Consider the following 22,470-nt stretch of genomic DNA (forward strand, 5'->3'; position numbering starts at 1 on the left):
GCCGATCTCGGGGTTGGGGTCAGGCCAGCGACGGCTCGTCGGTGCGCAGTTGCGGGACCACCGCGGTCTGGCCGGCGGCCGGCGGGGTGAGGCCGCGGAGAGTGAGCAGGCTGGCGAAGAGGCCGGAGAAGGTCACCGTGAAGCCGAGGGCGATGGCGGCGACCGACGGCAGGACCAGGCGGATCGTGCCTCGCGGGTCGAGGTCGCCGAAGCCGGCCAGGCCCCAGTCGGAGAGGGCGGCAACGGTGCCGGCCAGGCCGACGGTGATCAGGCTCAGGCCGATGACGACGCAGCGTTCGAAGCTGAGCCAGCGCACCCAGCGGGTCAGCTGACGGTCGCGCACGATGCCTTCGACCCGGCCGTAGATCTGTGCGAATCCGCCGAACAGGAAGAGTTGGGCGCCGACCAGCAGGGTGGCGCAGGCGTATGCCAGGGCGTTCACGTCGAAGGTCACGCCGGCCACCGTCACCGGGGTGAACGCCAGCGTGACAGCGCCGACCAGGCTGAGCGCGAAGAGTGCCAGGCCCGGCCAGACCAGAGTCCGGTTCGGCGCGAAGACCAGCAGGAAGCGCAGGTGACGCCAGCCGTCGCGCCAGGTGCGCAGGTGCGGCGGGCGGCTGCGGCCGTCCTTGCGCAGGGTGGTCGGCACCTCGGTCATCCGATATCCGGCGAGGGCCGCGCGCACCACCACCTCGGAGGCGAACTCCATGCCCGGCATGCAGAGGCCGAGCTTGCGGATCCGGTCCCGGCTGAAGCCGCGGATGCCGCAGTGGAAGTCACGGACGCCGTCCAGCTTGAACAACGCCCGGCCGAGCCAGGAGAGCACCGGGTTGCCGAGGTACTTGTGCAGCACCGGCATGGCGCCCGGCTCGATGCCGCCGCGGAACCGGTTGCCCATGACCAGGTCGTACCCGGCGCGCAGCTGCTCGATGAACGGGCCCAGGTTCGCCAGGTCGTAGGAGTCGTCGGCGTCCGCCATGATGATGTACTTGCCGCGGGCCTGGTCGATGCCGTTGAGCAGGGCGCCGCCGTAACCGCGGATCGGGGCGTGCACCACCCGGGCGCCGGCCGCCTCGGCGATCGCCTGCGAGCCGTCGGTGGATCCGTTGTCGCTGACCAGCACCTCACCCGCGACACCGAGTTCGGCGAGGCTGGCCAGGGCCTTGCGGACGCAGACCTCCAGGGTCTCCGCCTCGTTGAGGCAGGGCAGCAGGACGGTTATCTCGAGTTCGTCGGACATTCTTAACTCCCCGTGGATGTGTCGGCGTCGGGCCGGGTCAGCGCCAGAGCGGCGCCGATCGGCAGGAAGAACAGCGCCGGTACGGCGTACCGGGGCTCGTACATGGAGGTGGCGACCGAGGCGACGATCAGGCCGAGGCCGGCGGCGCCGAACAGCAGCGCGTTCCAGCGCGACCGCCAGCCGCCGCGCAACGGCCAGACCACCCCGGCCAGCAGGACGAGCAACAGCACGGCGAGGAAGGGGCCCATCAGGTACGTGGTCACCAGCGACCAGCCCCAGAGCGCCTTCCGCAGCGGCGTGGCCGAGAGCGTGCTGCCCTCCGGGACCACGTTCTGCTCAGTGATCGCGGTGTAGTTCCGCATCGCGCAGTTGGTGCCCGGCTCGGCCGGCAGGTCGTACTTGCCGAAGATGTCGCAGTCGTACGCGGCCGAGACCGGTGGGTGCCTGTCGAAGTGCCAGGACGTCTCGCGGACCAGCATGGTGAGGAAGTCACCGGGCTGGGCCAGGATCGCCTTCGTCGCGAACGAGCTGAGCAGCGGGTCGTCCTGGAGGCGGCCGGCGTGCACCATGCCGGGCTGGGTCTTCACCCACACGTAGTAGTCCGGGCGCTCCGGCCGCTTGCTGACCGGCGTCGGGTCGCAGAGCAGAGGCTCCTGGCCGGTCAGCGAGGGAATCCGGTCGCAGTCGGCGAACGTCTGCACCCGGCCGTAGAGGAACCTGCCCTGGAACTGCCCGAACGAGTAGACGCCGTGGTAGTCGTGGTACCAGACCAGGTACCCGCTGAGCGGCAGCACCAGGGCCACCACGAAACCGGCGAGCGGCCGCCACCCGGACCAGCGCACCAGCAGGAACGCGACGCAGAGCGCCGCCAGCGGCAGGCCGACCGATCGGGTCAGGGTTGCCGCACCGATCAGCAGGCCGGCCAGCGCCGCCGCCCACGCCGGGGTTCGCTTGCGCCAGGCCAGCATGATCAGCGCGACGCCGGCCAGGACCACGAACACCGTCTCGGCGAGAACCGCGTGCTCCAGCGTGACGGCCCGGCCGATCAGGGCGAACGGCGCGATGGCGAGACCGGCCAGCCACGGCCGCACGCCGCGGCGCAGCAGGAAGGCGTACGTGAGGACGAGCAGCCCGAGGACCAGCAGGTGCTGGACGATCGCCACGGTGATCAGCGGCCAGGACATAAAGGGGATCAGGAATGCGGAATATCCGTACGGGCGGATCGGGCTCGGGTGGTCCAGCGTGGCGAATTCGGTGTAGGCCAGGCTGTCGGCGAGCCAGAACGCGTACGGGTAGGCCCGCAGTACGAGTAGACGCAGGGTGATCGCGGCCACGAGGACCACGAGGAGAACGGCGTGCCGCCTCATCCATGCCGGAAGTCCGGTGAATCGCCCCCGCGGTTCGGACATTGTGGACGGTGAGTCGTCGGTCAAAGTAGGGTTTCAGCCGTTCCTGTCAGGAGTTCGTCGATGCCGCGACGACCCGAATTCATCCGGGCGTCATCACGGGAGCGCCGAAAATAACAGCAAGCTGAATAATTTGTGAGCCCGTCGCCATGCGGTTTGATCTATCCCACACAGACTTGTGGACGTAACACACGGCTGGGTGTGCGCTGGCGCACTCACCTGGGCGAGGTGGCCGCCGCTGATCGCTGCGGGCTCGGCAGCGTCGAACCAGCCCAGCAGGTCGGGAAGGATCGGGCGTGCCGGCCAGCAGGGCGCCGCCGGCGATCTTTTCCAGGGCGGCGACGACCTTGCTGTCCTTGTCGCCGAGCAACCTGACGGCATCCACGTACTGAGCGACCGCGACATTGCTCCATTCCGGAGGTGGCCGTCGACTTTACGGGAGCTTCATCTGCGATCGGCGCTTCCGGCGGGTGGGCGTGGGTAACGTGCCCTGAGGAGCAGGGTCCGAAGACCCATGTCCCACGGACGTCGGATCGATACGTTGATCGGGACATCAGTCAGGACTCTGGCAGATCAATCGAGGGGAATGACCGTGACCGCCGTTTCGGAGAACCGGGCCAGCGCGCTCGACCACGACGAGCTCGTGCGCAGTCTGGCGGAACCCGACGAGAACGAGGTCGCGGGCCTCGACGCCTGGTGGCGGGCGAACAATTATCTGACCATCGGGCAGATCTACCTCCAGGGCAACGCTCTGTTGCAGGAGCCGCTCGTCACCGAGCACATCAAGCCCCGCCTGCTCGGGCACTGGGGGACCAGTCCGGGCCTCTCCTTCATCTACGCGCACGTCTCCCGCCTGATCAAGAAGACCGGCCAGCAGACGATCTATCTGGCCGGGCCCGGCCATGGCGGGCCGGCGCTGGTCGCGGCCGGTTATCTGGAGGGCACGTACTCGGAGATCTACCCGAAGGTCAGCCAGGACGCAGGCGGCGTGCTGCGGCTGTTCCGGCAGTTCTCCAGCCCCGGCGGCATCCCGTCGCACGTGTCGGTGACGACGCCCGGCTCGATCCACGAGGGCGGCGAGCTCGGTTATGTGCTGGTGCACGCTTTCGGCTCGGTGATGGACAACCCCGATCTGCTCACCATCGCGGTGGTCGGCGACGGCGAGGCCGAGACCGGGCCGCTCGAAGGCTCCTGGAAGGGCATCTCGTTCATCAACCCGGCGCACGACGGCGCGGTCCTGCCGATCCTGCACCTCAACGGCGCGAAGATCGCCGGACCGACCGTGCTGGCCCGCAAGGACCCCGCCGAGGTGCGCAAACTTCTCGAAGGCCATGGGTACGAGATCATCGAGGTGGGCGGGGACGACCTGCCCGGCATACACCACCGCTTCGCCGAAGGGCTCGCCCAAGCCTGGGGCCGGATCCGGAAGATCCAGGACGCCGCTCGCGGCGGCGACTGGGACGGTACGCGCCCGCGCTGGCCACTGATCATTTTGCGTACGCCGAAAGGCTGGACCGGTCCCGAGAAGATCGACGGGATCACCGTGACCGGCACGTGGCGTTCGCACCAGGTGCCGCTCTCCGGTGTGCGGGGCAACCCGGAGCACCTGGCGGAGCTGGAGAAGTGGCTCAAGTCGTACCGTCCGGAGGAACTTTTTGATCGTGATGGCGCGCCGGTGCAGATCATCAAGGACCAGGCGCCCGACGGTGACCTGCGGATGAGCGCCAGCCCGCACGCCAACGGCGGGGTGCTCACCCGCGACCTGGACCTGCCGGACTTCCGTGACTACGCGGTCGACGTGAAGCAGCCGGCGCAGGGCCGGGCCGAGTCGACCCGCAAGCTCGGCGAGATGATGCGCGACATCTACACGCGCAACCCCGACCGGTTCCGGCTGTTCTGCCCGGACGAGACGAACAGCAATCGCCTCGGCGCGGTCTTCGAGGTCTCCGACCGAGGCTTCATGGAGTCGGTCAACGACGAGGACGTGAAGCTCAGCCGGGACGGCCGGGTCATGGAGGTGCTGTCCGAGCACAACTGCCACGGCTGGCTGGAGGGGTACAACCTGACCGGCCGGCACGGCATGTTCGCCACGTACGAGGCGTTCGCCATGGTCAGCGCGTCGCAGACGATCCAGCACGGCAAGTGGCTCCAGGAGGCCAGCCACCTGCCCTGGCGTGCCAAGGTGCCGAGCCTGAACATCCTGCTCACCTCGACGGCCTGGCGCAACGACCACAACGGCTTCTCGCACCAGGGCCCCGGCCTGATCCAGAACGTGCTGACCCAGCGTGGCGACGTGGCCCGGGTGTACCTGCCGCCGGACGCGAACACGCTGCTCTCGGTCGCGGACCACTGCTTCCGGTCGCGGTCGTACATCAACCTCATCGTGATCGACAAGCAGCCGCAGCTGCAGTGGCTCGACATGGACACCGCGATCGAGCACTGCCGCCGGGGCGCCGGTGTCTGGGAGTGGGCCGGCAACGACGACGACACCAGCGACCCGGACATCGTCCTGGCCTGCGCCGGTGACGTGGTGACCATGGAGACCGTGGCGGCCGCGCAGATCCTCAAGGAGAAGCTGCCGCGTTTGACGGTGCGTGTCGTCAACGTCGTCGACCTGATGACGCTGCCGCGGCCGAAGGATCACCCGCACGGGATGAGCGAGACGCAGTTCCGGGAGCTGTTCACCGATCACGTCGACGTGGTGTTCGCCTTCCACGGGTACCCGGGCGCCATTCACCAGCTGGTGCACGGGCGACCGGACGCCGACCGGTTCCGGGTACGCGGCTTCATCGAGCAGGGCACCACGACCACGCCGTTCGACATGACGGTCCGTAACCGGGCGTCGCGGTACCACCTGGTGATCGACGCGATCAACAACGCACGGCGGCTGCCGGCCGGCGCCACCGAGCTCAAGGCCTGGTGCGAGTCACAGCTCGAACGGCACGAGCAGTACGTCGTCGAGCACCTGGAGGACATGCCCGAGGTGCGCGACTGGTCGCTGGGGGACTGGGCCGAGCACTGAGCCTTTTCAACGTGGCGAGGGCCTCGCTTGCCGGCGCCGGACAACGGCCCGGCGGCTTCAGGCCCGATGCCAGGTTGAAAATTGCTCACTGATCCGCTGATCTTGTGAGGTGGGATATTCCACTCCGGAGTGCGCGACGCTGCGCGTTTCCGGGGTGGAATTCTCACATTCACGCGCGTTAGCACACGATGATGGGTGCGAATCGGTCAGTCGATCGAAATTCTTTCCGAAGAATCTGTGGCCGAGACATGTCTCACCCTTTTAATCAACGGCATGGTTAAGCGAAAGTGAGGGGAGCACAACACCCGTCGCTCGACGATGAGGAAGGGGACCCCTCTATGGCCGCCACACGGAGCCCTTGGCCGACGACCCGGCAGGGCGCGAAGGACCACTCGGTTACCACCCTGCAATTCCTGTTGCTGGCCCACGGCCAGACCGTCACGGTGGACGGCGTCTTCGGCGCACAGACCGGCGACGCGGTACGCGCGTTCCAGTGGGCCAAGAGCCTCCCGGACAACGGCGTGGTCTGCCCGGCGACGTGGGAGGCGCTGATCGTCGAGGTACGCCCCGGCGCACAGGGCAACGCGGTCCGCGGCGTGCAGCGGGAGTTTCCCACGTCGGTCGACGGGGTCTACGGGCCCGCGACCGAGCAGGCGGTGCGCGCGTTCCAGCAGAGCGCCGCGATCCCCGCCGACGGTGTCGTCGGCCGCGCGACGTGGCAGGCCCTGATCAGCCGCGAGCAGGCCGCCGAGCTCCAGCAGGCGGCGTAGTCCCCGAATATCCCGCACCTCCCCGGATCTAGGCAGATTCCACCCGCCTGGTGACTCGAACGTGCCTGGACCGCGGGGAGGTAGGCGTCAGAGGCACTGAGCGCCGGCCGGAGCGGCTGGCGCTCAGTGCCGTCCAGCGCCGCTGGCTCGTCGCGCGCCGCCCCTTTGTGCGAGCGGAGCCGGCCGGCGGTACGCGCCATGTCCCTCGTTAGCCGGAGCCCCTGGCGGTATGCGCCACGTCCCTCGTTAGCCGGAGCGCCTGGCGGTATGCGCCACGTCCCTCGTTAGCCGGAGCGCCTGGCGGTATGCGGCCCCTGCCGCGGGAGCGGAGCGCTTGGCGGAGTGGCAATCGAGCGCGCGGGGAGGTTGGCGGTTCCTTGCCGATTTTGGCGAGTTCTGCTCACCTCGGGTTTCGCCATTGTGGAGCGGTGGCGGCGTGGCGGTTTCTCGGTGCGCGGTGCCGCTCGGAGATCTTGTGCGGTTCGGCCGGCCGATCGACCACGAGTGCACGAGTTTGCGGGACGGCCGTCCATGGCGTGTCGGTTGCGGGTTTTTTGCGTGCTTTGTGGTGACGCTGTGCGACCACAGTGGGTGGACAGTGCTGATCTTGGAAGTCGTGAGTGTTCCATGCCCTACCGGTCTCCTGGGTTCGGCCAGCGCGGTGCGTCACGGATCCGGCGTGGTGGACGCGGTGCTTCTCAGTTTCGGCGTGGTGAGCGCGGTGCTTCTCAGTTTCGGCGTGGTGAGCGCGGTGCTTCTCAGTTTCGGCGTGGTGAGCGCGGTGCTTCGCCGATCTTGTGGAGTTCGGCGAGCCGTTTGCGTGTAACTCCGCAAGATCGGCGGGGGCCTGTTCGATCTTGTGGAGTTGTGCGGACACGTCTGCGGGGAAGTCCACAAGATCCAAGCGTCGCGGGCAGAACAGAGCAGAGCAGAGCAGGGCGGGGCAGAGCAGGGCGGGTGGGTGCTCAGGTGGGTCGGCGGCGGGAGGTCAGGGCTGCCACCGGGTCGAAGCCGAACGGCAGCTCCAAGCGGTGGGCGCTCATCAGTGAACGGTTCGCCAGCAGGTCCACGGTCGGGCCGTCGGCCACCAGGCGGCCCTCGTCGAGGATCACCGCTCGGGGGCACAGCTCCAGGGCGTACGGCAGATCGTGGGTGACCATCAGCACGGTGACCGGCAACGATTCCAGGATCTCGGCCAGCTCCCGGCGGCTGGCCGGGTCCAGGTTGGAGGACGGTTCGTCCAGGACCAGGATCTCCGGGCGCATTGCCAGGACGGTCGCCACGGCGACCCGGCGGCGCTGGCCGAACGACAGGTGGTGCGGGATCTGGTCGCGGTGCGCCGACATGCCCACCGCGGACAGCGCTTCGTCGACGCGATCGGCCAGTTCGGTTCCGCGTACCCCGAGGTTTGCCGGACCGAAAGCGACGTCTTCCGCGACCGTCGGCATGAAGAGCTGGTCGTCGGGGTCCTGGAAGACGATGCCGACCCGGCGGCGGATCTCGGCGATCGCGGCGCGGTCGCTCGGCGTGACCGCCAGGCCGGAGATCTCCACCCGGCCGGCGCCGCCGTGCAGGATGCCGTTGAGGTGCAGGACCAGGGTGGTCTTGCCGGCGCCGTTCGGGCCCAGCAGGGCGACCCGCTCACCCTGAGCAAGGGTCAGATCAACCCCACGAAGCGCTTCGCGCCCATCAGGGTACGCGAAACGCAGCCCGGTGACGCTCAATGCCGGTTCAGTCATGTTGATCATGTTAGGACCAGGCCGGCGACAGCGATCCCGGCTGCGGCCACCGGGAGCACCGCGGAGACCGCCCACTCGCGGGCGGGCGCCGGGCCGCCGGTGGTCTGCGGCAGGCGACCGGTGTAGCCGCGGGACAGCATCGCCAGGTAGACCCGCTCGCCGCGCTCGTAGGAGCGCAGGAACAGCGCGCCGACGCCGACCGCGAACGCCTTGACCTGCCAGAGGAAGCGGGGGTCGTAACCGCGGGAGAGGCGGGCGATGCGCATCCGGCGGGCGTCGTCGGCGAGCACGTCGATGTAGCGCAGCATGAACGTCATGATCTGGGTGAACACCGACGGGCAGCGCAGCCGGTCGAGGCCGAGGACCAGGTCACGCATGGTGGTGGTGGCGGCCAGCAGCAGCGAGGCGAGAACGCCGAGGGTGCCCTTCGCGAAGATGTTCCACGCGCCGTAGAGGCCGTCGATCGACAGCGACAGGCCGTGCCAGTCGATGCGTTCGCCGTGCCCGGCCAGCGGCAGGGCCACCGCGAGCAGGACGAACGGCAGCTCGATGGTGGCGCGTCTGGCCAGCCAGAGTGCCGGTACCCGGGCCAGGACCGCGACCGCGGCGATCAGCAGCGCGTAACCGCCGAACGCCGCGAAATCGGTGCGGGGCGTGACCACCACGACCACGGTGAACAGGACCACCGCGGTGATCTTCACCTCGGGGGAGAGCCGGTGTACCGGGCTCTCCCGGTCGAGATGAAGTGGGTGGGCGTGCCCCGCGCCCATCAGGCGTCGGCCTTGGTCCGGCGGCGCAGCAGCCAGAACAGGCCGCCGCCGATGCCGAAGGTCACCAGCACGCCGAGGATGCCGGACAGGCCGGTGGAGAGGTACTCGTTGTTGATGCCCTTGATGCCGTAGTCCGCGAGAGGGCTGTCGCCGAGCTGGTGCTCGCCCTCCTGCTGGGCCATGCAGGTGCCGCCGGTGATCTCACCCTCGGCGTTGAAGGTGCAGCCCTCACGGGCGGCGTAGTCGAGACCGTCCGGGCTGCCGGAGGCGAAGCTGCTCACCACGCCGGCCAGGAGCAGGGCAACGAGGAGGCCGCCGGCCAGGAACCAGCCGAGTTTCTTGCTCATGCGGTCACCGCCTGGGTCGATGCCGCCCGGAAGTGGCGCAGGGCGTAGACCAGGTCGGGCCGGACCCGGGCGACGGTCATCACCGTGGTGGCCGCGATCAGGCCCTCACCGATGCCGATCAGCACGTGCACCCCGGCCATCGTGCCGGCGATCGCGCCGAGGGACAGCTCGGTGGTGCCGCCGAGGGCGTACTCCAGAACGAAGCCCATCGAGGCGACGACCACACCCACGATCGAGGCGATGAACGCGGTGGCGCCCAGTCCGCCGACGTTGCGAGGGAGGATCCGCAGCAGGGCGGCGACCAGCAGGTACGCCGCGGCGGTGCCGATCAGGGCCATGTTCGTGATGTTCAGCCCGATGGCGGTGAGGCCGCCGTCGGCGAACAGCAGGCACTGCACGATCAGCACGGTGGCGACGCAGAGCGCGCCGACCCACGGGCCGACCAGGATGACGGCGAGGGTGCCGCCGAGCAGGTGGCCGGAGACACCCGGCAGCACCTGGAAGTTGAGCATCTGAACGGCGAAGATGAACGCCGCGACGAGGCCGGCCATCGGTGCCAGCCGGTCGTCGAGGTCGGTCTTGGCCTTGGTGACGCAGACCGCCAGGCCTGCGACCGCAATGACTATGAAGGCCGCCGAGACGGGACCGCTGATGATCCCGTTGGCGATGTGCATCGCCTGTGTGTCCATGCCGCGAGCATATTAGGAACACTCTGCTGTTGCATATCCCTGGCAACTAGGGGAGTGGTGATCTTCACTGAGTGATGACATCCCCGACACCTCCGCGGCGCTCGCCACGAAGCCGGTCGGCGACCACGGCCATTAGTTTTGCCTTATAGGTCCCCGGGGTAAGGAGCCGGTCGCACATCCGCTCAGAGCCCGGGGTTTGTGAATTGAGTGTGTTGACCGCCCACCTCGACGTTCCACTGGACGCCGGCGCGCCCGGCGCGGCCCGCCGGGCCGTAGTGGCGATGCTGGCCGGCTGGGGTTTCCGCGACGCTGACTGGCTGGACAGCGCGGCCGTCGTGGTCAGCGAGCTGGTCAGCAACGCGGTACGGCACGGCGGTGGCTGCCTCGAACTGCAACTGGAGGCGCACGACGGCCGGGTGGTCGTCTCGGTGGCCGACGGTTCCGCGGTGGTGCCCCGCCGCCGCGACCCGGACGACGAAGGCGGCCGGGGGATCGCGCTGATCGAGGCCCTCGCGGCCGGCTGGTCGGTGCAGGATTACCGGGGCGGCAAGCGGGTGTGCGTCGAGCTGTCCGCGAACGATCAGACGGTGAACCGCTGAGCGGCGTCGCGTAGCCGGTCCGCCAGCTGCTGCACGTCCTCGGCCGTCCGCGCGGCCAGGGTGACCGCCTCCCGGCTGGACGCGGTGCTGCGGGCGACGCTGGAGATGTTGTCCGCGATGTCGTTGACGCCGGTCGCTGCCTCGCCGACACCCCGGTTCATCTCGGCGGTGGTGGCGCTCTGCTCCTCGACCGCCGACGCGATCGTGGTCTGGAACTCGCTGATCTGCTCGATGATCCGGCTGATCTCGTCGATCGCGGTGACCGCCTGTCCGGTGTCGCCCTGGATCGCCTCGACCCGGTTCGCGATGTCCTCGGTGGCCCGGGCGGTCTCCTGGGCGAGGTCCTTGACCTCGGACGCGACCACGGCGAAGCCCTTGCCCATCTCACCGGCGCGGGCCGCCTCGATGGTGGCGTTCAGGGCGAGCAGGTTGGTCTGCTGGGCGATCGCGGTGATCGTCTTGATCACGTCGCCGATCTGTGCGGACGACTCGCCGAGGCGGTTGATGGTCGCGCTCGTCGACCGGGCCGCGCCGACCGCGTCCGAGGCGACCTGGGCGGCCTCCGCCGCGTTGCGGGAGATCTCGCCGATCGCCGCGCCCATCTCGGTGGAACCCGCGGCGACGGTGTTGACGTTGCCGGAGACCCCGGCGGCACTCGCCGCGGCCAGCCCGGCCTGCTGGTCGGCCTCCGCGATGGACGTGTCGATCCGTGTGCTGACCTGGCGCATCGTCTCCGAGGCCTGGGTCAGCCGGCTGCCGTTCTCGATGATCTCCACGACGGTGGCACGGACCCCGGTGATCGCCTCGTCGACAGCTCGGCCCATGTCGGCCATCTCGTCGTTCCCGCTGGTGTCGACGCGTACCGTGAGGTCGCCTTTCGCCATCCCGCGCAGCGCTTTGACCAGCCTGGTCACCGGCACGACCACGCTGCGGGTCACCGCGATCGAGAAGAGCAACGCCGCAGCGATGGCAAGTACAGAGACGACGATCATTACGGTACGCAGGGACGACGCCTCCGCCCGCGCGTCCTGCGCCGCCGTGCTCGCCCGTGCGGTGACCGACCCGACCAGGGCGTCGGTGTCCTCCACGATCTTGTAGTAGACGTCGTATCCCGCGCCCAGGATGATCGCGTTGCCCTCGGCTATCTGCCCGGCCGTGTAGAGCGCGATCACCTGGTCGTCGGCCTCGAAGTACTTGTCCCACTGACCGGTGATCTCGTCGAAGTACGCGCGCTCGGCGTCGGTCATGGCGCCGGTGTCGACCTCGGTGAGCAGCTTCTTCAGCGCGGCGGCGCTGGTCAGGAACCCGGCCCGGTTCACCTCGTCCGGATCGACGGCCTTGGCGTATCCGATCCGGTACGCGTCCCAGGCGACCGCGAGCTGCCAGCCGGAGACGTCGGCGTTGTAGAACTTCTGCTCGTCTACCTGGCGCATCAGCGCCTGGAGCCGGTGCAGCTTCTCGGTGGCGTGCTGCTGGCGGGTCAGCCCGACGGCGCCGATGCCGACCGCGACGCCGAGGAGCGCGAGCACCACCAGGAACGCGGTGCCGAGCCGCCCGGCCAGCCGAAGCCGTCGCAAGATCGCCATGCCAACTCCCGCCTCGAACCGCCCGTCTCACGGAAATTCGGCAGGATAGGTACGGGACTGAGCGTCAAGGGATCAGACGGGCAGAACCATCCGGACCGTCGTTCCCTGGCCCTCACCGGCCGAGGTGATCTCGAAGGTGCCGTCGTGCGCGCGCATGATCCGTTCGACGATGGCGAGGCCCAGGCCGACGCCGGGGACGGCCTGCTCCTGGGCGTGCCGGCCGCGGTAGAAGCGCTCGGTCACGTGCGGCAGCTCGTCCGCCACGATCCCGGCGCCCTCGTCGGTGATCTCGAGGCCGTTCGGCAGCACCCGGACCGTCACCGTCGAGCCGGTCACGCTGAACAGGACAGCGTTCTTGATCAGCTGCTCGGCGGCCTGGCTGAGCCGGGTGAAGTCGCCGGTTACGCGTACCCTCTCGTCCTTGGTCTCGATCGCGATGCGCACGTCGCGCTGCGCGGCCTGAGCCCGGCAGGAGGCCGCGCTCGCCTCGGCGATCGCCACCAGGTCGACGCCGCCGCGCAGCAGCGGCAGCGGTGTCGCCTCCGGACGGGTGCCGGCCAGCAGGTGGTCAACCATCCGGACCAGGCGGTCGCCGTTGCGCTGGATCGGGTCGATGAGGCGCCGGTACGGCGCGAGATCCTTGTTGTCGACCAGCAGCTCCAGGTAACCCTGGATCGTGGTGACCGGGGTACGCAGCTCGTGCGAGACGGTCGCGACGAAGTCCTCCTCGCGGCTGATCGCCCGGGACAGCTCGTCGCCGACCTCGGCGAGCAGCAGCCGGTTGCGCACCGCGGAGAGGTGGCCGGCGGCCTGCCCGGCCATGGTGGTGAGCAGGTCCATCTGCCGGTCGCCGGTCGAGCGCGGCCGGTCGTCGAGCACGCACATGGTGCCGAGGATGTGACCGTCCTCGTCGCGCAGCGGGACGCCGGCGTAGAAGCGGATGTTCGGGGCGCCGATCACGTTCTCCCAGGTGCGGTAGACCGGGTGGTCCAGCGCGTCCTGCACGATCAGGGACATCCGGCGGTCGACGACGCGGGAGCAGAAGGACGTGTCCAGCGGGCCGCCGTCGGTGGGCATGCCGGTCTTGCCGGCGAACCACTGGCGGTCGCGGTCGATGAGCGTGACGGTGGACATCGAGGTCTCGAAGACCGAGCTGGCGAGCCGGGTCAGCTCGTCGAGCACCACCGGGCGAGGGGCGTCGAGCAGGCGGTAGCTGTGTACCGCAGCGAGACGAGCGTCTTCCCCTACTGCGCTCACGTTTGTCATCCGTTTCTCCAGGGCCGCGATGGCGGCACTCCGCCGGGACGTGAGACGCATTTCGGCCGGTGGGGGCCTCTGCTTAAGGAGATCCGACGGAAATTACACCTTCGCCAGATGCTTATGTGAGCGTTGTCGGTGGCGATATGGCCATGCGTAACGACCGCTAAACACGAGGTGAGGGACCACGGATGGGGACCGAGCTGTTCCGGTCGGCCGCTGCCGACAAGGGTAAGCCTGTCGTACTTCTCGTCGACGACGAGGAGACCGTGCTGCAGGCACTCGCGCTGCAGCTGGGCCGTGATCACAAGCTGCTGACCGCCTCCGACGGTGTCGAGGCCCTGCAGGTCCTGGCCGAGCACGGCCCGGTCGCCGCCGTGATCAGTGACATGCGGATGCCGAACATGGACGGCATCGAGCTGATGCGCCGGATCGCGATGGAGTACCCGGACATCACCCGGGTGCTGCACACCGGGCACGGCGACATCGAGACCGCGATCGCCGCGATCAACTCGGGCGGCGTCTACCGGTACGTGCCGAAGCCGGCCGGCACCGAGGAGTTGCGCAGTGTCGTGGGCGACGCGGTGGCCCGGCACGGCGAGGCGATGCGTGACCGGGAACTGCTCGACACCACGCTGCGCGCCAGCATGCAGGCCCTTTTCGGCTGCCTCGAGCTGGCCAGCCCGGTGGCGTTCGCCCGGGCCGGCCGGATCCGCGCCCTGGTCGTCGAGATCTGCCACGAGCTGCAGCTCGACGGGCTCTGGGAGATCGAGGTCGCGGCCATGGCGTCGCAGCTCGGCGCGGTGACCGTCCCGCCGGCGGTGCTCAAGAAGCTCGACCGCGGCCAGCAGCTCGGCCCGGACGAGCAGGCCATGGTCAACGGCATGCCGCGCGCGGCGGTCCGCCTGCTGCGCGACATCCCGATGCTGCACGACGTCGTCGCGATCGCCTCCGGGCTGGCCGGTGACCCGCCGCCCGAGGACGGCCGGTCGGCGCTGGTCGAGGCCGGGATCAACGTGGTGCGTACCGCGATCGACTACGAGATCGTCGAGTCCCGGTCGCCGAACAGCGCGATGGCCATCGCCGCTCTGGAGGAGCGCGGTGACGGCGCGCCGCACGTGCTCGCCGCGCTGCGCAAGGTCAAGGGCGTCCGGGCACACCAGGAAGTGGTCAAGTCCGTCCGGATCATGGAACTCGAGGTCGGCATGCGCCTGGCCGAGGACGTCGTCGCGGTCAACGGTCTGGTGCTGATCGGCCGGGGCACCGTGGCGACCGAGGTGATGCTGGACCGGCTCACCAACTTCGCCCGGGTGGTCGACATCGTCGAGCCGGTCCTCGCGGCCGTGCCCGATTACCGCAAGTACCTGGTCCGCAAGGAGAAGCGCTGACCAGCGGTCACGCGTGAAAGTCATCGGCCACCTCGGTGACCGCCCGCAGCGCCTGTGCGACCTCGTCGCGCAGGCGCTGCGCCGTCGTGGCCGGGTCGGAGCGGATCCCCTCACGGGCGTCCTCCTCGACACCAGCACAGAGCGCCGAGAGAGCAGTGGCGCCGATGTTGGCGGCCGAGCCCTTGAACGCGTGTGCCCGTTCGCGGATGTCGCCGGTGCCGCCGTTTTCCAGTACGGAAATCAACTCGTCGGTGGCGGCCGGCGCCTTCGCGGCGAACGCCCGCAGCAGCTTCACCAGCAGGGCGAGCTCGTCCGGGCTGGGTTTGCCGGCGGTGATGTCGTCCAGGCGGGCCCGGACCGCTGCGACCCGGGCATCATGATCCGCCGGAGGCGCGACGCTTCCCATGTTGTCATGGTGCGCCGCGCCTGCCGGGGCTCGCCGGGTTTTAGGCTCCCCAGCTCGCCTGGACTCCGCCGGCGCGCTCGGTTGCCGCTGTTTGCGCGTACCCGGACTGGTGGAAAGCCGCCACCGGATCGCGGGGAAGGCCCCGCGCCTCGCGCCGGTCCGCAAGGACCGCGCGAACGTCGGTCTCGTAAGCGTCCATCAGCACCGCGTTCGCGCCCAGCACGTCGCCGGCACGCTGCGCCGTGGCGAGCGCCGGCTGGTCGATGAGCAGTGCTTTCGCGAGAGCCTGCTCGACGTTGAGCACCGAGCGGATCTGGCCGGGAATCTTCTCCTCGATGTTGTGGCACTGGTCCAGCATGAAGTTGACCTTGGACTCGGGCCGGTGCGCGCCGGCCGCCACGATCTCCGACATGATCCGGAAGAGCTGGAACGGGTCGGCCGCGCCCACGATCAGGTCGTCGTCGGCGTAGAACCGCGAGTTGAAGTCGAACGCGCCGAGCCGGCCCTGCCGCAGCAGCTGCATCACGATGAACTCGATGTTCGTGCCCGGCGCGTGGTGACCGGTGTCGAGCACGACGGTGGCCTGCTCGCCGAGGGCCAGGCAGTGCAGCAGCGAGGTACCCCAGTCCGGGATGTCCATGCTGTAGAAGGCCGGTTCGAACAGCTTGTACTCCAGCAGCATCCGCTGGTTCGGGTCCATCGCGGCGTAGATCTGCTGGAGCGAGTCGGCGAGTCGCTCCTGACGGCCGCGCAGCGAGTCCTGACCGGGATAGTTCAGGCCGTCCGGCAGCCAGACCTTGATGTCGGTGGAGCCGGTCAGGCGCATCACGTCGAGGCAGCGCAGGTGGTGGTCGACGGCCTTCTGGCGGATCGCCGGGTCCGGGTTGCAGAGCGACCCGAGGCGGTAGTCGTCCTCCTGGAAGAGGTTCGAGTTGATCGCGCCGATGGTGACGTTGTTGTCCTCCGCGTGGTGGCGCAGGCCGGCCCAGTCGTCGACCTCGTCCCACGGGATGTGCAACGACACCCTGGGCGCGAGCCCGGTGAGTTTGTTGACCTGCGCGGCATCCGAGATCTTTTCGTACGGGTTCCGCGGGGTGCCGGCCGTGGTGAAGACCTTGAAGCGGGTGCCCGAGTTGCCGTAGGCCCAGCTCGGAACCTCGATGGTGAAGTCGTCGAGATCGTCGAGGTTCTGAGCCATCTTCGTCATGCCCTCCTGGCCCTCGCCTGCGAGGCCGTTTTTCGGTGCGGCCGAGTGCCGCTCGGTGCAGTCGTTCATGACTGTGCACCTCCGTATTTGCGGTTGGTGAGCCCGTTCAGCAGTGCCGCGAAGACGAGCACCGCTCCCAGGGCGAGGAGCTGGTACTGCGAGCCCTCGTTGCCGACGAAGGCGAGCAGGATGCCGGCGTTGAGCCAGACGATGAGCAGGGTGGCGAGCACCACGCCGGCGACCCGGCCGATGCCGCCGGTGATCGCCACGCCGCCGAGGACGGCGATGGTGATCGCGGGCAGGGCCATGCCGTTGCCCGAGACCCCGGCGTCCGGTCGCGCCGAGGCGAACTGCGCCACCGTCACGACCGCGACAAGACCCGAGATCAACCCCGCATAGACGTACGCCTTGAAGCGCGTGTCGCGGACCGGTAGACCCGACCATCGGGCGGCCACGTCGTTGGTGCCGATCGCGTAGAGCCGTCGGCCGTACGCGGTCCGTGCCATCAGCAGCCAGACCGCCACGACCGTGGGCAGCAGGAACGTGAAGATGCCCAGCGGGATGTCCGGGATGTACTGCCCGATGATCGGCAACTCGACCGACTTGCTCAGCGAGAAGAGCTGCTGGATCGGCTCGGTGCTGATCGGCTGCTGGTTGTTGATCACGATGGCGAGGGATTTGAAGGCGTAGAACGTCGCCAGGGTCGCGATCAGCGCCGGGAATCCGATGTAGGAGATCAGGAAACCGTTGACCGCACCGCACAGCGCGCCGAACGCGGCCGTCGCGATGATCGCCAGCCAGAGCGGCCAGCCCCACACGCCGTACGCGAAACCGAAGACCATGCCGGCCAGGCTCACGATCGCGCCGACGGAGAGGTCGATGCCGCCGCGGCCGGAGAGGATGACGAGCATTTCGGCGAGGCCGAGCATGGCGAGGGGCACCGCGTTGATCAGTGACGCCGACATGTAGTCGAAGTCGTAGGGCGCGGTCAGGTATCCACCGGCGTCGTTGATGAAGAACGTGACGACGACGATGACAATGAGGACGGCAAGAAGCGGGATGCGTTGCGTAAGGAAAATCCGCGCTATATCCGGTTTCTCCTTGCTTTTCGGCTTCTGTTCGAGCTGGGTGGCCGTCATCGATTCCTCCTCGCCCTGGCACGCAGCAGGTCGGCACCGACCGCCACGATGATGAAGATGCCGACGAACAGGTCGGACAACTGCGAGCGCCAGCCCAGCTGGGTCACCCCGGACGACACGGTCTGCACCAGCAGAGCGCCCAGCAGGGTGCCGAGCACCGAGCCTCGGCCGCCCATGATCGAGGTGCCGCCGATGACGACCGCCGCGATCACGGCCAGCTCCTTGCCGGAGCCGACCGACTGGTCCAGCGTGGACGTGCCCTGCGCGATCACGAAGCAGGACGCCAGGCCGACCAGCACACCCGTGGTCACGTAGGCCAGCAGCACCCGGCGCTGCACGCGGACACCTGCCAGCCGGGCCGCCTGCGCGTCGCCGCCGATCGCGAAGAAGTGCCGGCCGCCGGCGGTGTGCCGCAGGTACCACCAGGCCGCCGCCGTGATCAGCACGGTCGCCAGGAAGGCGTGCGGAACACCGAGGGTACGGCCGTCCGGCCCGCGCCCGAAGAATCCGAGCGTACCGGGGATCCCGTTCACCGTGCCGGACCCGAAGATCCGCAGGCCGAGGAACATGAACAGGTTCGCCGTGCCGAACGTGATGATGATGGCGTGCACCCGGCCGTAGGCGATCAGCACGCCGTTGACCAGGCCCAGCACCGCTCCCGCGATGATCGAGATCAGCACCGCGACGCCGAGGTTCACCCCCGAGCCGACAAGCGTTTTCGCCGTGATGACCGAGCAGACCATGATGGCGCCGCCGACCGACACGTCGATGCCGCCCGTGATGATCACGATGGTCATGCCGACGCCGACCAGGGCGATCGGTGCGGTCGCCACGAGCAGCGGCTGGATCGAGCCGGCGGTCAGGAAGGCCGGGGTGCTGACGGCGAGCGCGGCCCAGAGGAGCGCGATGACGCCGACCAGCACGAGTTCCTGGCCGGTGACCGGGCTGGGCAAATTTCTGATCTTGGAGGTTTTCGGCGCCTTCGGCTCTGCGACGGTCGTCATTCGCTTCCTCCCGCTGCCGCGGCCAGCAGGTCGACCTGCTTGGCGTCCGGGCCGAACTCCACCGTCGTCGTGCCGCCGCGGACCACCTGGATGCGGTCCGCGATGCGCAGCGCCTCCGGCAGGTCGGAGGTCACCACGAGCACCGCGGTGCCCTCCTCGGCCAGCTCGGTGATCAATCGGTGGATCTCCTCCTTGGCGCCGACGTCGACACCCTGGGTCGGTTCGGCCAGGATCAGCACTTTCGGCCGTTCCACCAGCTGGCGGGCGAGGACCACCTTCTGGGCGTTGCCGCCGGACATCGCGCTGATCGGCTGGCGCTCGTGCGGTGTGCGTACCGAAAGGCGTTTGATCATGTCGAGGGCCAGGGCCTTCTCGCGGGCGCGGTCGACGAACACGCCGAGCTTGGAGAGAAGGGTGAGGTGGCCCGCGGAGATGTTGAAGGCGATCGACTGGAAGCCGAACATGCCCTCGACCTTGCGATTGGCGGGCAGCAATGCAATGCCTCGTTTTTTCGCGTCTTCCGGGTTTTTCGGATTCGCCGGGTCTCCGCCTATTTTGAGCGTGCCGCCGGTGGCTCGCTCGATGCCGTAACAGCAGGCCGCGATCTCCGAGACGCCACTGCCGATCAGGCCATAGAGCGCGACGATCTCGCCCTTCCGAACCTTTACATTGACATTATTAAATTTGTTGGTTCGGCTGAGATCGATCAGCTCCAGCACGGGCGGCCCCTCCGGGACCTCTCGGTGCGGTCGCGTGTCGGAAAGCTCCTCACCCACCATCAGGTGAGCGATCTGCCGCACGCTCAGATCACCGATCGGGTACGTCCCAATGGTTCGCCCGTCCCGCATGACCGTCACCTCGTCGGCGATCCGGAACAGCTCGTCGAGCCGGTGCGAGATGTAGATGACGCTGACGCCCGAGGCGGTCAGCCGCCGCACCACGCCGAACAGGGTCTCGATCTCGGCGTCGGTCAGGATCGCCGACGGCTCGTCGAGGATCAGCACCTTCGCGTCGCCGGAGAGCGCCTTCGCGATCGAGACCTGCTGCTGCTCGGCGATCGAGAGGTCGCCGACGGTGGCGGTGGCGTACCTGGCCGGGAGGCCGAGCAGGGCGAGCAGCTCGACCACCTTGGTGTTCTGGCCGGCCCAGTCGACTCTTCCCTGTTTCTTGAGCTCCTTGCCGAGGAAGATGTTCTCGGCGACGGTCAGCTCCGGGAAGAGCTGCGGCTCCTGGTAGACGGTCGCGATGCCGAGCGCGATCGCGTCGGTGGTCGACCCGATCCTGACTCTCTTGCCGGCCCACTCGATCTCGCCGGTGTCCGCCGTCTCGGCTCCGGCGACAATTTTGATCATCGTGGACTTGCCGGCGCCGTTCTCGCCGACCAGGGCGTGCACCTGGCCGGCCTGGACGGTGAGGTCGGCGTGCTGAATGGCCCGAACCGCGCCGAACCGCTTGGACACAGCGGTCAGGCGCAGCCGGGGCTGTGCTTTTTCCTGGGTCATTCGTTTTTCCCGGGTCGTCGGCTCAGTAGTTGAACTGGTCGACGTTCTGGTCGGTGATAGCGAGAGCCGGGCCGAGCAGCAGCATCTTGTCGGCCTCGGTGTAGGCGACCGCGGACAGGTCGCTGGACACGTTGTTCGTCGCCGCGAACGGCTTGCCCTGTGCGATCTGCGCGCCTGCCCAGGCGGTCAGGTAACCCAGGTTCTCCACGTCCCAGAGGATCGCGGCGGTCGACGACTTGTCGGTCAGGTACGGCTTCATCGACTGCGGCGTACCGAGGCCCACCGTGAAGACCTTGCCGATCTTGCCGGCGTCCTTCACGGCCTGCGCCACACCCGGCGCGGAGCTCGTGCACTCGCCGACCAGGCCGGTCAGGTCCGGGTGGGCGTTCATCAGGTCGGTCGCCATCTGAGTCGCCTTGGCCTGGTCCTCACCGGCGTAGACGATATCCACGATCTCGGCGTCCGGGTACTTCGTCTTCGTGTACGCCTTCTGCACCTCGATCCAGGAATTCAGGTTCTCGGCGGTCTGGCCGCAGGAGACGATCGCGTACTTGCCCTTGCCGCCCATCGCGGTCAGCAGCGAGTCGGTGAGGCCCTCGCCGATGCCCTGAGCCGTCGCCTGGTTCACGAAGACCTCGCGAACGCTGCTCGGCGCGTCGGTGTCGGCGGTCGCCACGTGGATGCCGGCGTCCTTGGCCTGCTGCAGCAGCGGGGCCATGCTGTCCGGGTCGTTCGGCGCGACGATGAGCGCGTCGACCTTCTGCTGGATGTAGGAGCGGACGATGTCAGCCTGCGCGGCGGCATCCGCCTGGGTCGGACCCTGGTAGAGCCACTCGACGTTGCCGAGCGCGGCGGCGGCCTCCTTGCCGCCGGCGTTCATCGCCTCGAAGTAGGGCACGCCCTGCAGCTTCGGGACGAAGGCCACCTTGTATGTCTTGGTGCCGGTCGCGTCACCGCTCGCGGCAGTGTCGTCGTTCTTCTTGGTGCATCCGGTGAGAGCCAGAGCAGCGGTCGCGGTGAGTGCGACGGCAGCGGCGAACCGAGGACGCATGACGCCTCCAGATAAGGACAACTTGAAACGTTCTAGCGGGGGTGTGACTCACGTTACGATCCTGTTAGGGCTGGGTCAAGAGTTGAACCAGGATGCAGGTGAGGATCCTGCTCCAGCTCTGGTGAAGCTCGCGGCGAGGCGGGGTGAGACGTTTCAACGAGCGTCGGCCGTGCCGGTGTGGTGCGGGCTTGTGCTTGTGGTCGTTGGTGGGGTGTTCGGCGACCCCGGGCGCGAGCCGGGGTGGGTTGGTCCGGGTAGCAGTGAGCCCCGGCCGGAATGGTCCGGCCGGGGCTTCTGGTGCGAGCTCACTGTGTGCTCGTGTCCACGGGGTTCGGTGCTTTTCGGGACAGTGCTTTCGGGTCGGTGCGTTCGGGTCGGTGCTTTTCGGGGGCTGCTTTCGGGCGCGGTGCTGGAGTTCAGCGCGCTCGGCGGATCAGCACCACTCCTATGGCGGCTATGGCAACGGCTGCGCCCAGCATCGCGTAGCGGCGTGGCTCCTCGACTACTCGGCGCGGGACGGAGCCGATCGCCGCCGTAGCCTCCTCCGCTGCCTCGGCGGCGGCTTCCACCACGTGCGTGCCGGTCTCCGCTGCTGATTGGCGGACGAGTCCGAGAGCCTCGACCTTCGTACCCAGTGTGTTGTCCGAAGGCTCAGCAGATTTTCCGGCGTCCTTGTCCGTGATGGGCTTGGTCGCTGGCTCTGGTGAGGCCTCGGGCGTGACAGCCGCTGGTGCCGGGGCGGGATCCGGCGTGACAGCTGCTGGTGCCGGGGCGGGATCGGGCGTGACAGCTGCTGGTTTTGGGGCGGGCTTGGGGGCTGGGGCCGGCTTGTTCTTCGGAGGTTCGGGCGGTGCTGCCTTGGCCGGTGAGGCGGGCTTCCGGCCGGGAGTTGGTGGGGCCTCGCCGCGAGCTGGTTTGGCCGGTCCGGGGCCGGTCCGGTTCTGATGGGGCGGGGGCGCCGGCTTGGGGCCACCTGGTTTCGAACTGTTCTGCTTCCGCTCCGGCCCACCCCGTCCCTGCGCGGGCCGAGCCGTGGCGTTGACTCCGGAAGCCGGCCCCGGCCGCGCGGATCCCTGGCCCGCCCGCGCGGATCCCGTCCCTGGCGTTGGGGATCGCGTCCCCGGCCTTGGGGATCCCGTCCCTGGCGTTGGGGATCGCGTCCCCGGCCTTGGAGATCCCGTCCCCGGCCTCGGGGATCGCTCGCCGGACCCGGGTGACTCGCCGGAGTTCGACGAAGCGCCGTGAGTAGGCGTGTGGGCCCCCGGGTTGTGCTGCCGCGAACCCGAGGATCCCTCCGCCGCCTGCGATCGGGAGGACCCGGACGTGGCATCCGGGCTCTGCGAGTCGG

General features: G+C 68.7%; 19 protein-coding genes. 4 read left to right on the plus strand and 15 right to left on the minus strand.

The window, feature by feature from the left end; genetic code table 11:
• Positions 1-19 precede the first annotated feature (19 nt).
• The 3 genes from ACQP2E_RS14515 to ACQP2E_RS14525 form a co-directional block, all read right to left on the minus strand.
• Complete coding sequence (locus tag ACQP2E_RS14515; protein ID WP_433831815.1) at positions 20-1,240, minus strand: glycosyltransferase family 2 protein; 1,221 nt, start codon at positions 1,238-1,240, stop codon at positions 20-22.
• A gap of 2 nt (positions 1,241-1,242) precedes the next feature.
• Positions 1,243-2,649: a hypothetical protein gene (locus ACQP2E_RS14520; protein WP_433831817.1), complete on the minus strand. Its 1,407-nt coding sequence runs from the start codon at positions 2,647-2,649 to the stop codon at positions 1,243-1,245.
• Positions 2,650-2,728: 79 nt separating this feature from the next.
• On the minus strand, positions 2,729-3,031 hold the full coding sequence (locus ACQP2E_RS14525; RefSeq protein ID WP_433831819.1) for a hypothetical protein: 303 nt from the start codon (positions 3,029-3,031) through the stop codon (positions 2,729-2,731).
• A gap of 201 nt (positions 3,032-3,232) precedes the next feature.
• Between ACQP2E_RS14525 and ACQP2E_RS14530 the strand changes: the two genes are divergently transcribed.
• The gene (locus ACQP2E_RS14530; RefSeq protein WP_433831820.1) at positions 3,233-5,668 is read left to right on the plus strand and encodes a phosphoketolase family protein; all 2,436 of its coding nucleotides are present in this window, start codon (positions 3,233-3,235) and stop codon (positions 5,666-5,668) included.
• A gap of 338 nt (positions 5,669-6,006) precedes the next feature.
• Positions 6,007-6,438 carry a peptidoglycan-binding domain-containing protein gene (locus ACQP2E_RS14535; protein ID WP_433831822.1) on the plus strand — a complete coding sequence of 144 codons (432 nt, stop codon included), beginning with the start codon at positions 6,007-6,009 and terminating at the stop codon, positions 6,436-6,438.
• 965 nt (positions 6,439-7,403) lie between these two features.
• Here ACQP2E_RS14535 and ACQP2E_RS14540 read toward each other — a convergent pair.
• The 4 genes from ACQP2E_RS14540 to ACQP2E_RS14555 are packed head-to-tail and all read right to left on the minus strand — an operon-like array spanning position 7,404 to position 9,983.
• Positions 7,404-8,177: an energy-coupling factor ABC transporter ATP-binding protein gene (locus ACQP2E_RS14540; RefSeq protein ID WP_433831824.1), complete on the minus strand. Its 774-nt coding sequence runs from the start codon at positions 8,175-8,177 to the stop codon at positions 7,404-7,406.
• Positions 8,178-8,182: 5 nt separating this feature from the next.
• Entirely contained in the window at positions 8,183-8,947 is a 765-nt protein-coding gene (gene cbiQ, locus ACQP2E_RS14545; RefSeq protein WP_433831826.1) for a cobalt ECF transporter T component CbiQ, read from the minus strand.
• Positions 8,947-9,294 carry a PDGLE domain-containing protein gene (locus ACQP2E_RS14550; protein ID WP_433831828.1) on the minus strand — a complete coding sequence of 116 codons (348 nt, stop codon included), beginning with the start codon at positions 9,292-9,294 and terminating at the stop codon, positions 8,947-8,949. The genes cbiQ and ACQP2E_RS14550 overlap by 1 nt, the downstream gene beginning before the upstream one ends.
• The gene (locus tag ACQP2E_RS14555; protein ID WP_433831830.1) at positions 9,291-9,983 is read right to left on the minus strand and encodes an energy-coupling factor ABC transporter permease; all 693 of its coding nucleotides are present in this window, start codon (positions 9,981-9,983) and stop codon (positions 9,291-9,293) included. Before ACQP2E_RS14555 ends, ACQP2E_RS14550 begins: the two co-directional genes overlap by 4 nt.
• 209 nt (positions 9,984-10,192) lie before the next feature.
• On the opposite strand from ACQP2E_RS14555, the gene ACQP2E_RS14560 reads away from it, so the two are divergent.
• Positions 10,193-10,582 carry an ATP-binding protein gene (locus ACQP2E_RS14560; RefSeq protein WP_433833927.1) on the plus strand — a complete coding sequence of 130 codons (390 nt, stop codon included), beginning with the start codon at positions 10,193-10,195 and terminating at the stop codon, positions 10,580-10,582.
• On the opposite strand, the gene ACQP2E_RS14565 is transcribed toward ACQP2E_RS14560, so the two are convergent.
• Both ACQP2E_RS14565 and ACQP2E_RS14570 read right to left on the minus strand, forming a co-directional pair.
• On the minus strand, positions 10,564-12,168 hold the full coding sequence (locus ACQP2E_RS14565) for a methyl-accepting chemotaxis protein (RefSeq protein WP_433831832.1): 1,605 nt from the start codon (positions 12,166-12,168) through the stop codon (positions 10,564-10,566). The two genes, ACQP2E_RS14560 and ACQP2E_RS14565, sit on opposite strands and share 19 nt — an antisense overlap.
• 72 nt (positions 12,169-12,240) lie before the next feature.
• A complete protein-coding gene (locus ACQP2E_RS14570) occupies positions 12,241-13,425 on the minus strand; it encodes a sensor histidine kinase (protein ID WP_433831834.1) in 1,185 nt (394 codons plus the stop codon).
• Positions 13,426-13,616: 191 nt separating this feature from the next.
• Between ACQP2E_RS14570 and ACQP2E_RS14575 the strand changes: the two genes are divergently transcribed.
• Positions 13,617-14,813 (plus strand): response regulator, encoded by a 1,197-nt coding sequence (locus ACQP2E_RS14575; RefSeq protein WP_433831836.1) that lies wholly within the window; start codon positions 13,617-13,619, stop codon positions 14,811-14,813.
• A gap of 7 nt (positions 14,814-14,820) precedes the next feature.
• On the opposite strand, the gene ACQP2E_RS14580 is transcribed toward ACQP2E_RS14575, so the two are convergent.
• The 6 genes from ACQP2E_RS14580 to ACQP2E_RS14605 are packed head-to-tail and all read right to left on the minus strand — an operon-like array spanning position 14,821 to position 21,122.
• Positions 14,821-15,219 (minus strand): Hpt domain-containing protein, encoded by a 399-nt coding sequence (locus tag ACQP2E_RS14580; protein ID WP_433831838.1) that lies wholly within the window; start codon positions 15,217-15,219, stop codon positions 14,821-14,823.
• Between the two features lie 40 nt (positions 15,220-15,259).
• Positions 15,260-16,495 (minus strand): L-rhamnose isomerase, encoded by a 1,236-nt coding sequence (gene rhaI, locus ACQP2E_RS14585; RefSeq protein WP_433831840.1) that lies wholly within the window; start codon positions 16,493-16,495, stop codon positions 15,260-15,262.
• Positions 16,492-17,565 (minus strand): ABC transporter permease, encoded by a 1,074-nt coding sequence (locus ACQP2E_RS14590; protein ID WP_433831842.1) that lies wholly within the window; start codon positions 17,563-17,565, stop codon positions 16,492-16,494. The genes rhaI and ACQP2E_RS14590 overlap by 4 nt, the downstream gene beginning before the upstream one ends.
• On the minus strand, positions 17,562-18,569 hold the full coding sequence (locus tag ACQP2E_RS14595) for an ABC transporter permease (protein ID WP_433831844.1): 1,008 nt from the start codon (positions 18,567-18,569) through the stop codon (positions 17,562-17,564). The genes ACQP2E_RS14590 and ACQP2E_RS14595 overlap by 4 nt, the downstream gene beginning before the upstream one ends.
• Positions 18,566-20,071, minus strand: coding sequence for a sugar ABC transporter ATP-binding protein (locus ACQP2E_RS14600; RefSeq protein WP_433831846.1), 1,506 nt, complete (start codon positions 20,069-20,071; stop codon positions 18,566-18,568). Before ACQP2E_RS14600 ends, ACQP2E_RS14595 begins: the two co-directional genes overlap by 4 nt.
• 22 nt (positions 20,072-20,093) lie before the next feature.
• The gene (locus tag ACQP2E_RS14605) at positions 20,094-21,122 is read right to left on the minus strand and encodes an autoinducer 2 ABC transporter substrate-binding protein (RefSeq protein ID WP_433831848.1); all 1,029 of its coding nucleotides are present in this window, start codon (positions 21,120-21,122) and stop codon (positions 20,094-20,096) included.
• Positions 21,123-22,470: the final 1,348 nt, after the last annotated feature.

The sequence above is a fragment of the Actinoplanes sp. CA-015351 genome (assembly GCF_050955685.1).
Taxonomy (GTDB): Bacteria; Actinomycetota; Actinomycetes; order Mycobacteriales; family Micromonosporaceae; genus Actinoplanes.

Coding starts and splice junctions, on each gene's coding strand:
- ACQP2E_RS14515 (WP_433831815.1), bottom strand. CDS start 1,240: ATGTCCGACGAACTCGAGATAACCGTCCTGCTGCCCTGCCTCAACGAG.
- ACQP2E_RS14520 (WP_433831817.1), bottom strand. CDS start 2,649: ATGTCCGAACCGCGGGGGCGATTCACCGGACTTCCGGCATGGATGAGG.
- ACQP2E_RS14530 (WP_433831820.1), top strand. CDS start 3,233: ATGACCGTGACCGCCGTTTCGGAGAACCGGGCCAGCGCGCTCGACCAC.
- ACQP2E_RS14535 (WP_433831822.1), top strand. CDS start 6,007: ATGGCCGCCACACGGAGCCCTTGGCCGACGACCCGGCAGGGCGCGAAG.
- ACQP2E_RS14540 (WP_433831824.1), bottom strand. CDS start 8,177: ATGACTGAACCGGCATTGAGCGTCACCGGGCTGCGTTTCGCGTACCCT.
- cbiQ (WP_433831826.1), bottom strand. CDS start 8,947: ATGGGCGCGGGGCACGCCCACCCACTTCATCTCGACCGGGAGAGCCCG.
- ACQP2E_RS14550 (WP_433831828.1), bottom strand. CDS start 9,294: ATGAGCAAGAAACTCGGCTGGTTCCTGGCCGGCGGCCTCCTCGTTGCC.
- ACQP2E_RS14555 (WP_433831830.1), bottom strand. CDS start 9,983: ATGGACACACAGGCGATGCACATCGCCAACGGGATCATCAGCGGTCCC.
- ACQP2E_RS14565 (WP_433831832.1), bottom strand. CDS start 12,168: ATGGCGATCTTGCGACGGCTTCGGCTGGCCGGGCGGCTCGGCACCGCG.
- ACQP2E_RS14575 (WP_433831836.1), top strand. CDS start 13,617: ATGGGGACCGAGCTGTTCCGGTCGGCCGCTGCCGACAAGGGTAAGCCT.
- ACQP2E_RS14580 (WP_433831838.1), bottom strand. CDS start 15,219: ATGGGAAGCGTCGCGCCTCCGGCGGATCATGATGCCCGGGTCGCAGCG.
- rhaI (WP_433831840.1), bottom strand. CDS start 16,495: ATGAACGACTGCACCGAGCGGCACTCGGCCGCACCGAAAAACGGCCTC.
- ACQP2E_RS14590 (WP_433831842.1), bottom strand. CDS start 17,565: ATGACGGCCACCCAGCTCGAACAGAAGCCGAAAAGCAAGGAGAAACCG.
- ACQP2E_RS14595 (WP_433831844.1), bottom strand. CDS start 18,569: ATGACGACCGTCGCAGAGCCGAAGGCGCCGAAAACCTCCAAGATCAGA.
- ACQP2E_RS14600 (WP_433831846.1), bottom strand. CDS start 20,071: ATGACCCAGGAAAAAGCACAGCCCCGGCTGCGCCTGACCGCTGTGTCC.
- ACQP2E_RS14605 (WP_433831848.1), bottom strand. CDS start 21,122: ATGCGTCCTCGGTTCGCCGCTGCCGTCGCACTCACCGCGACCGCTGCT.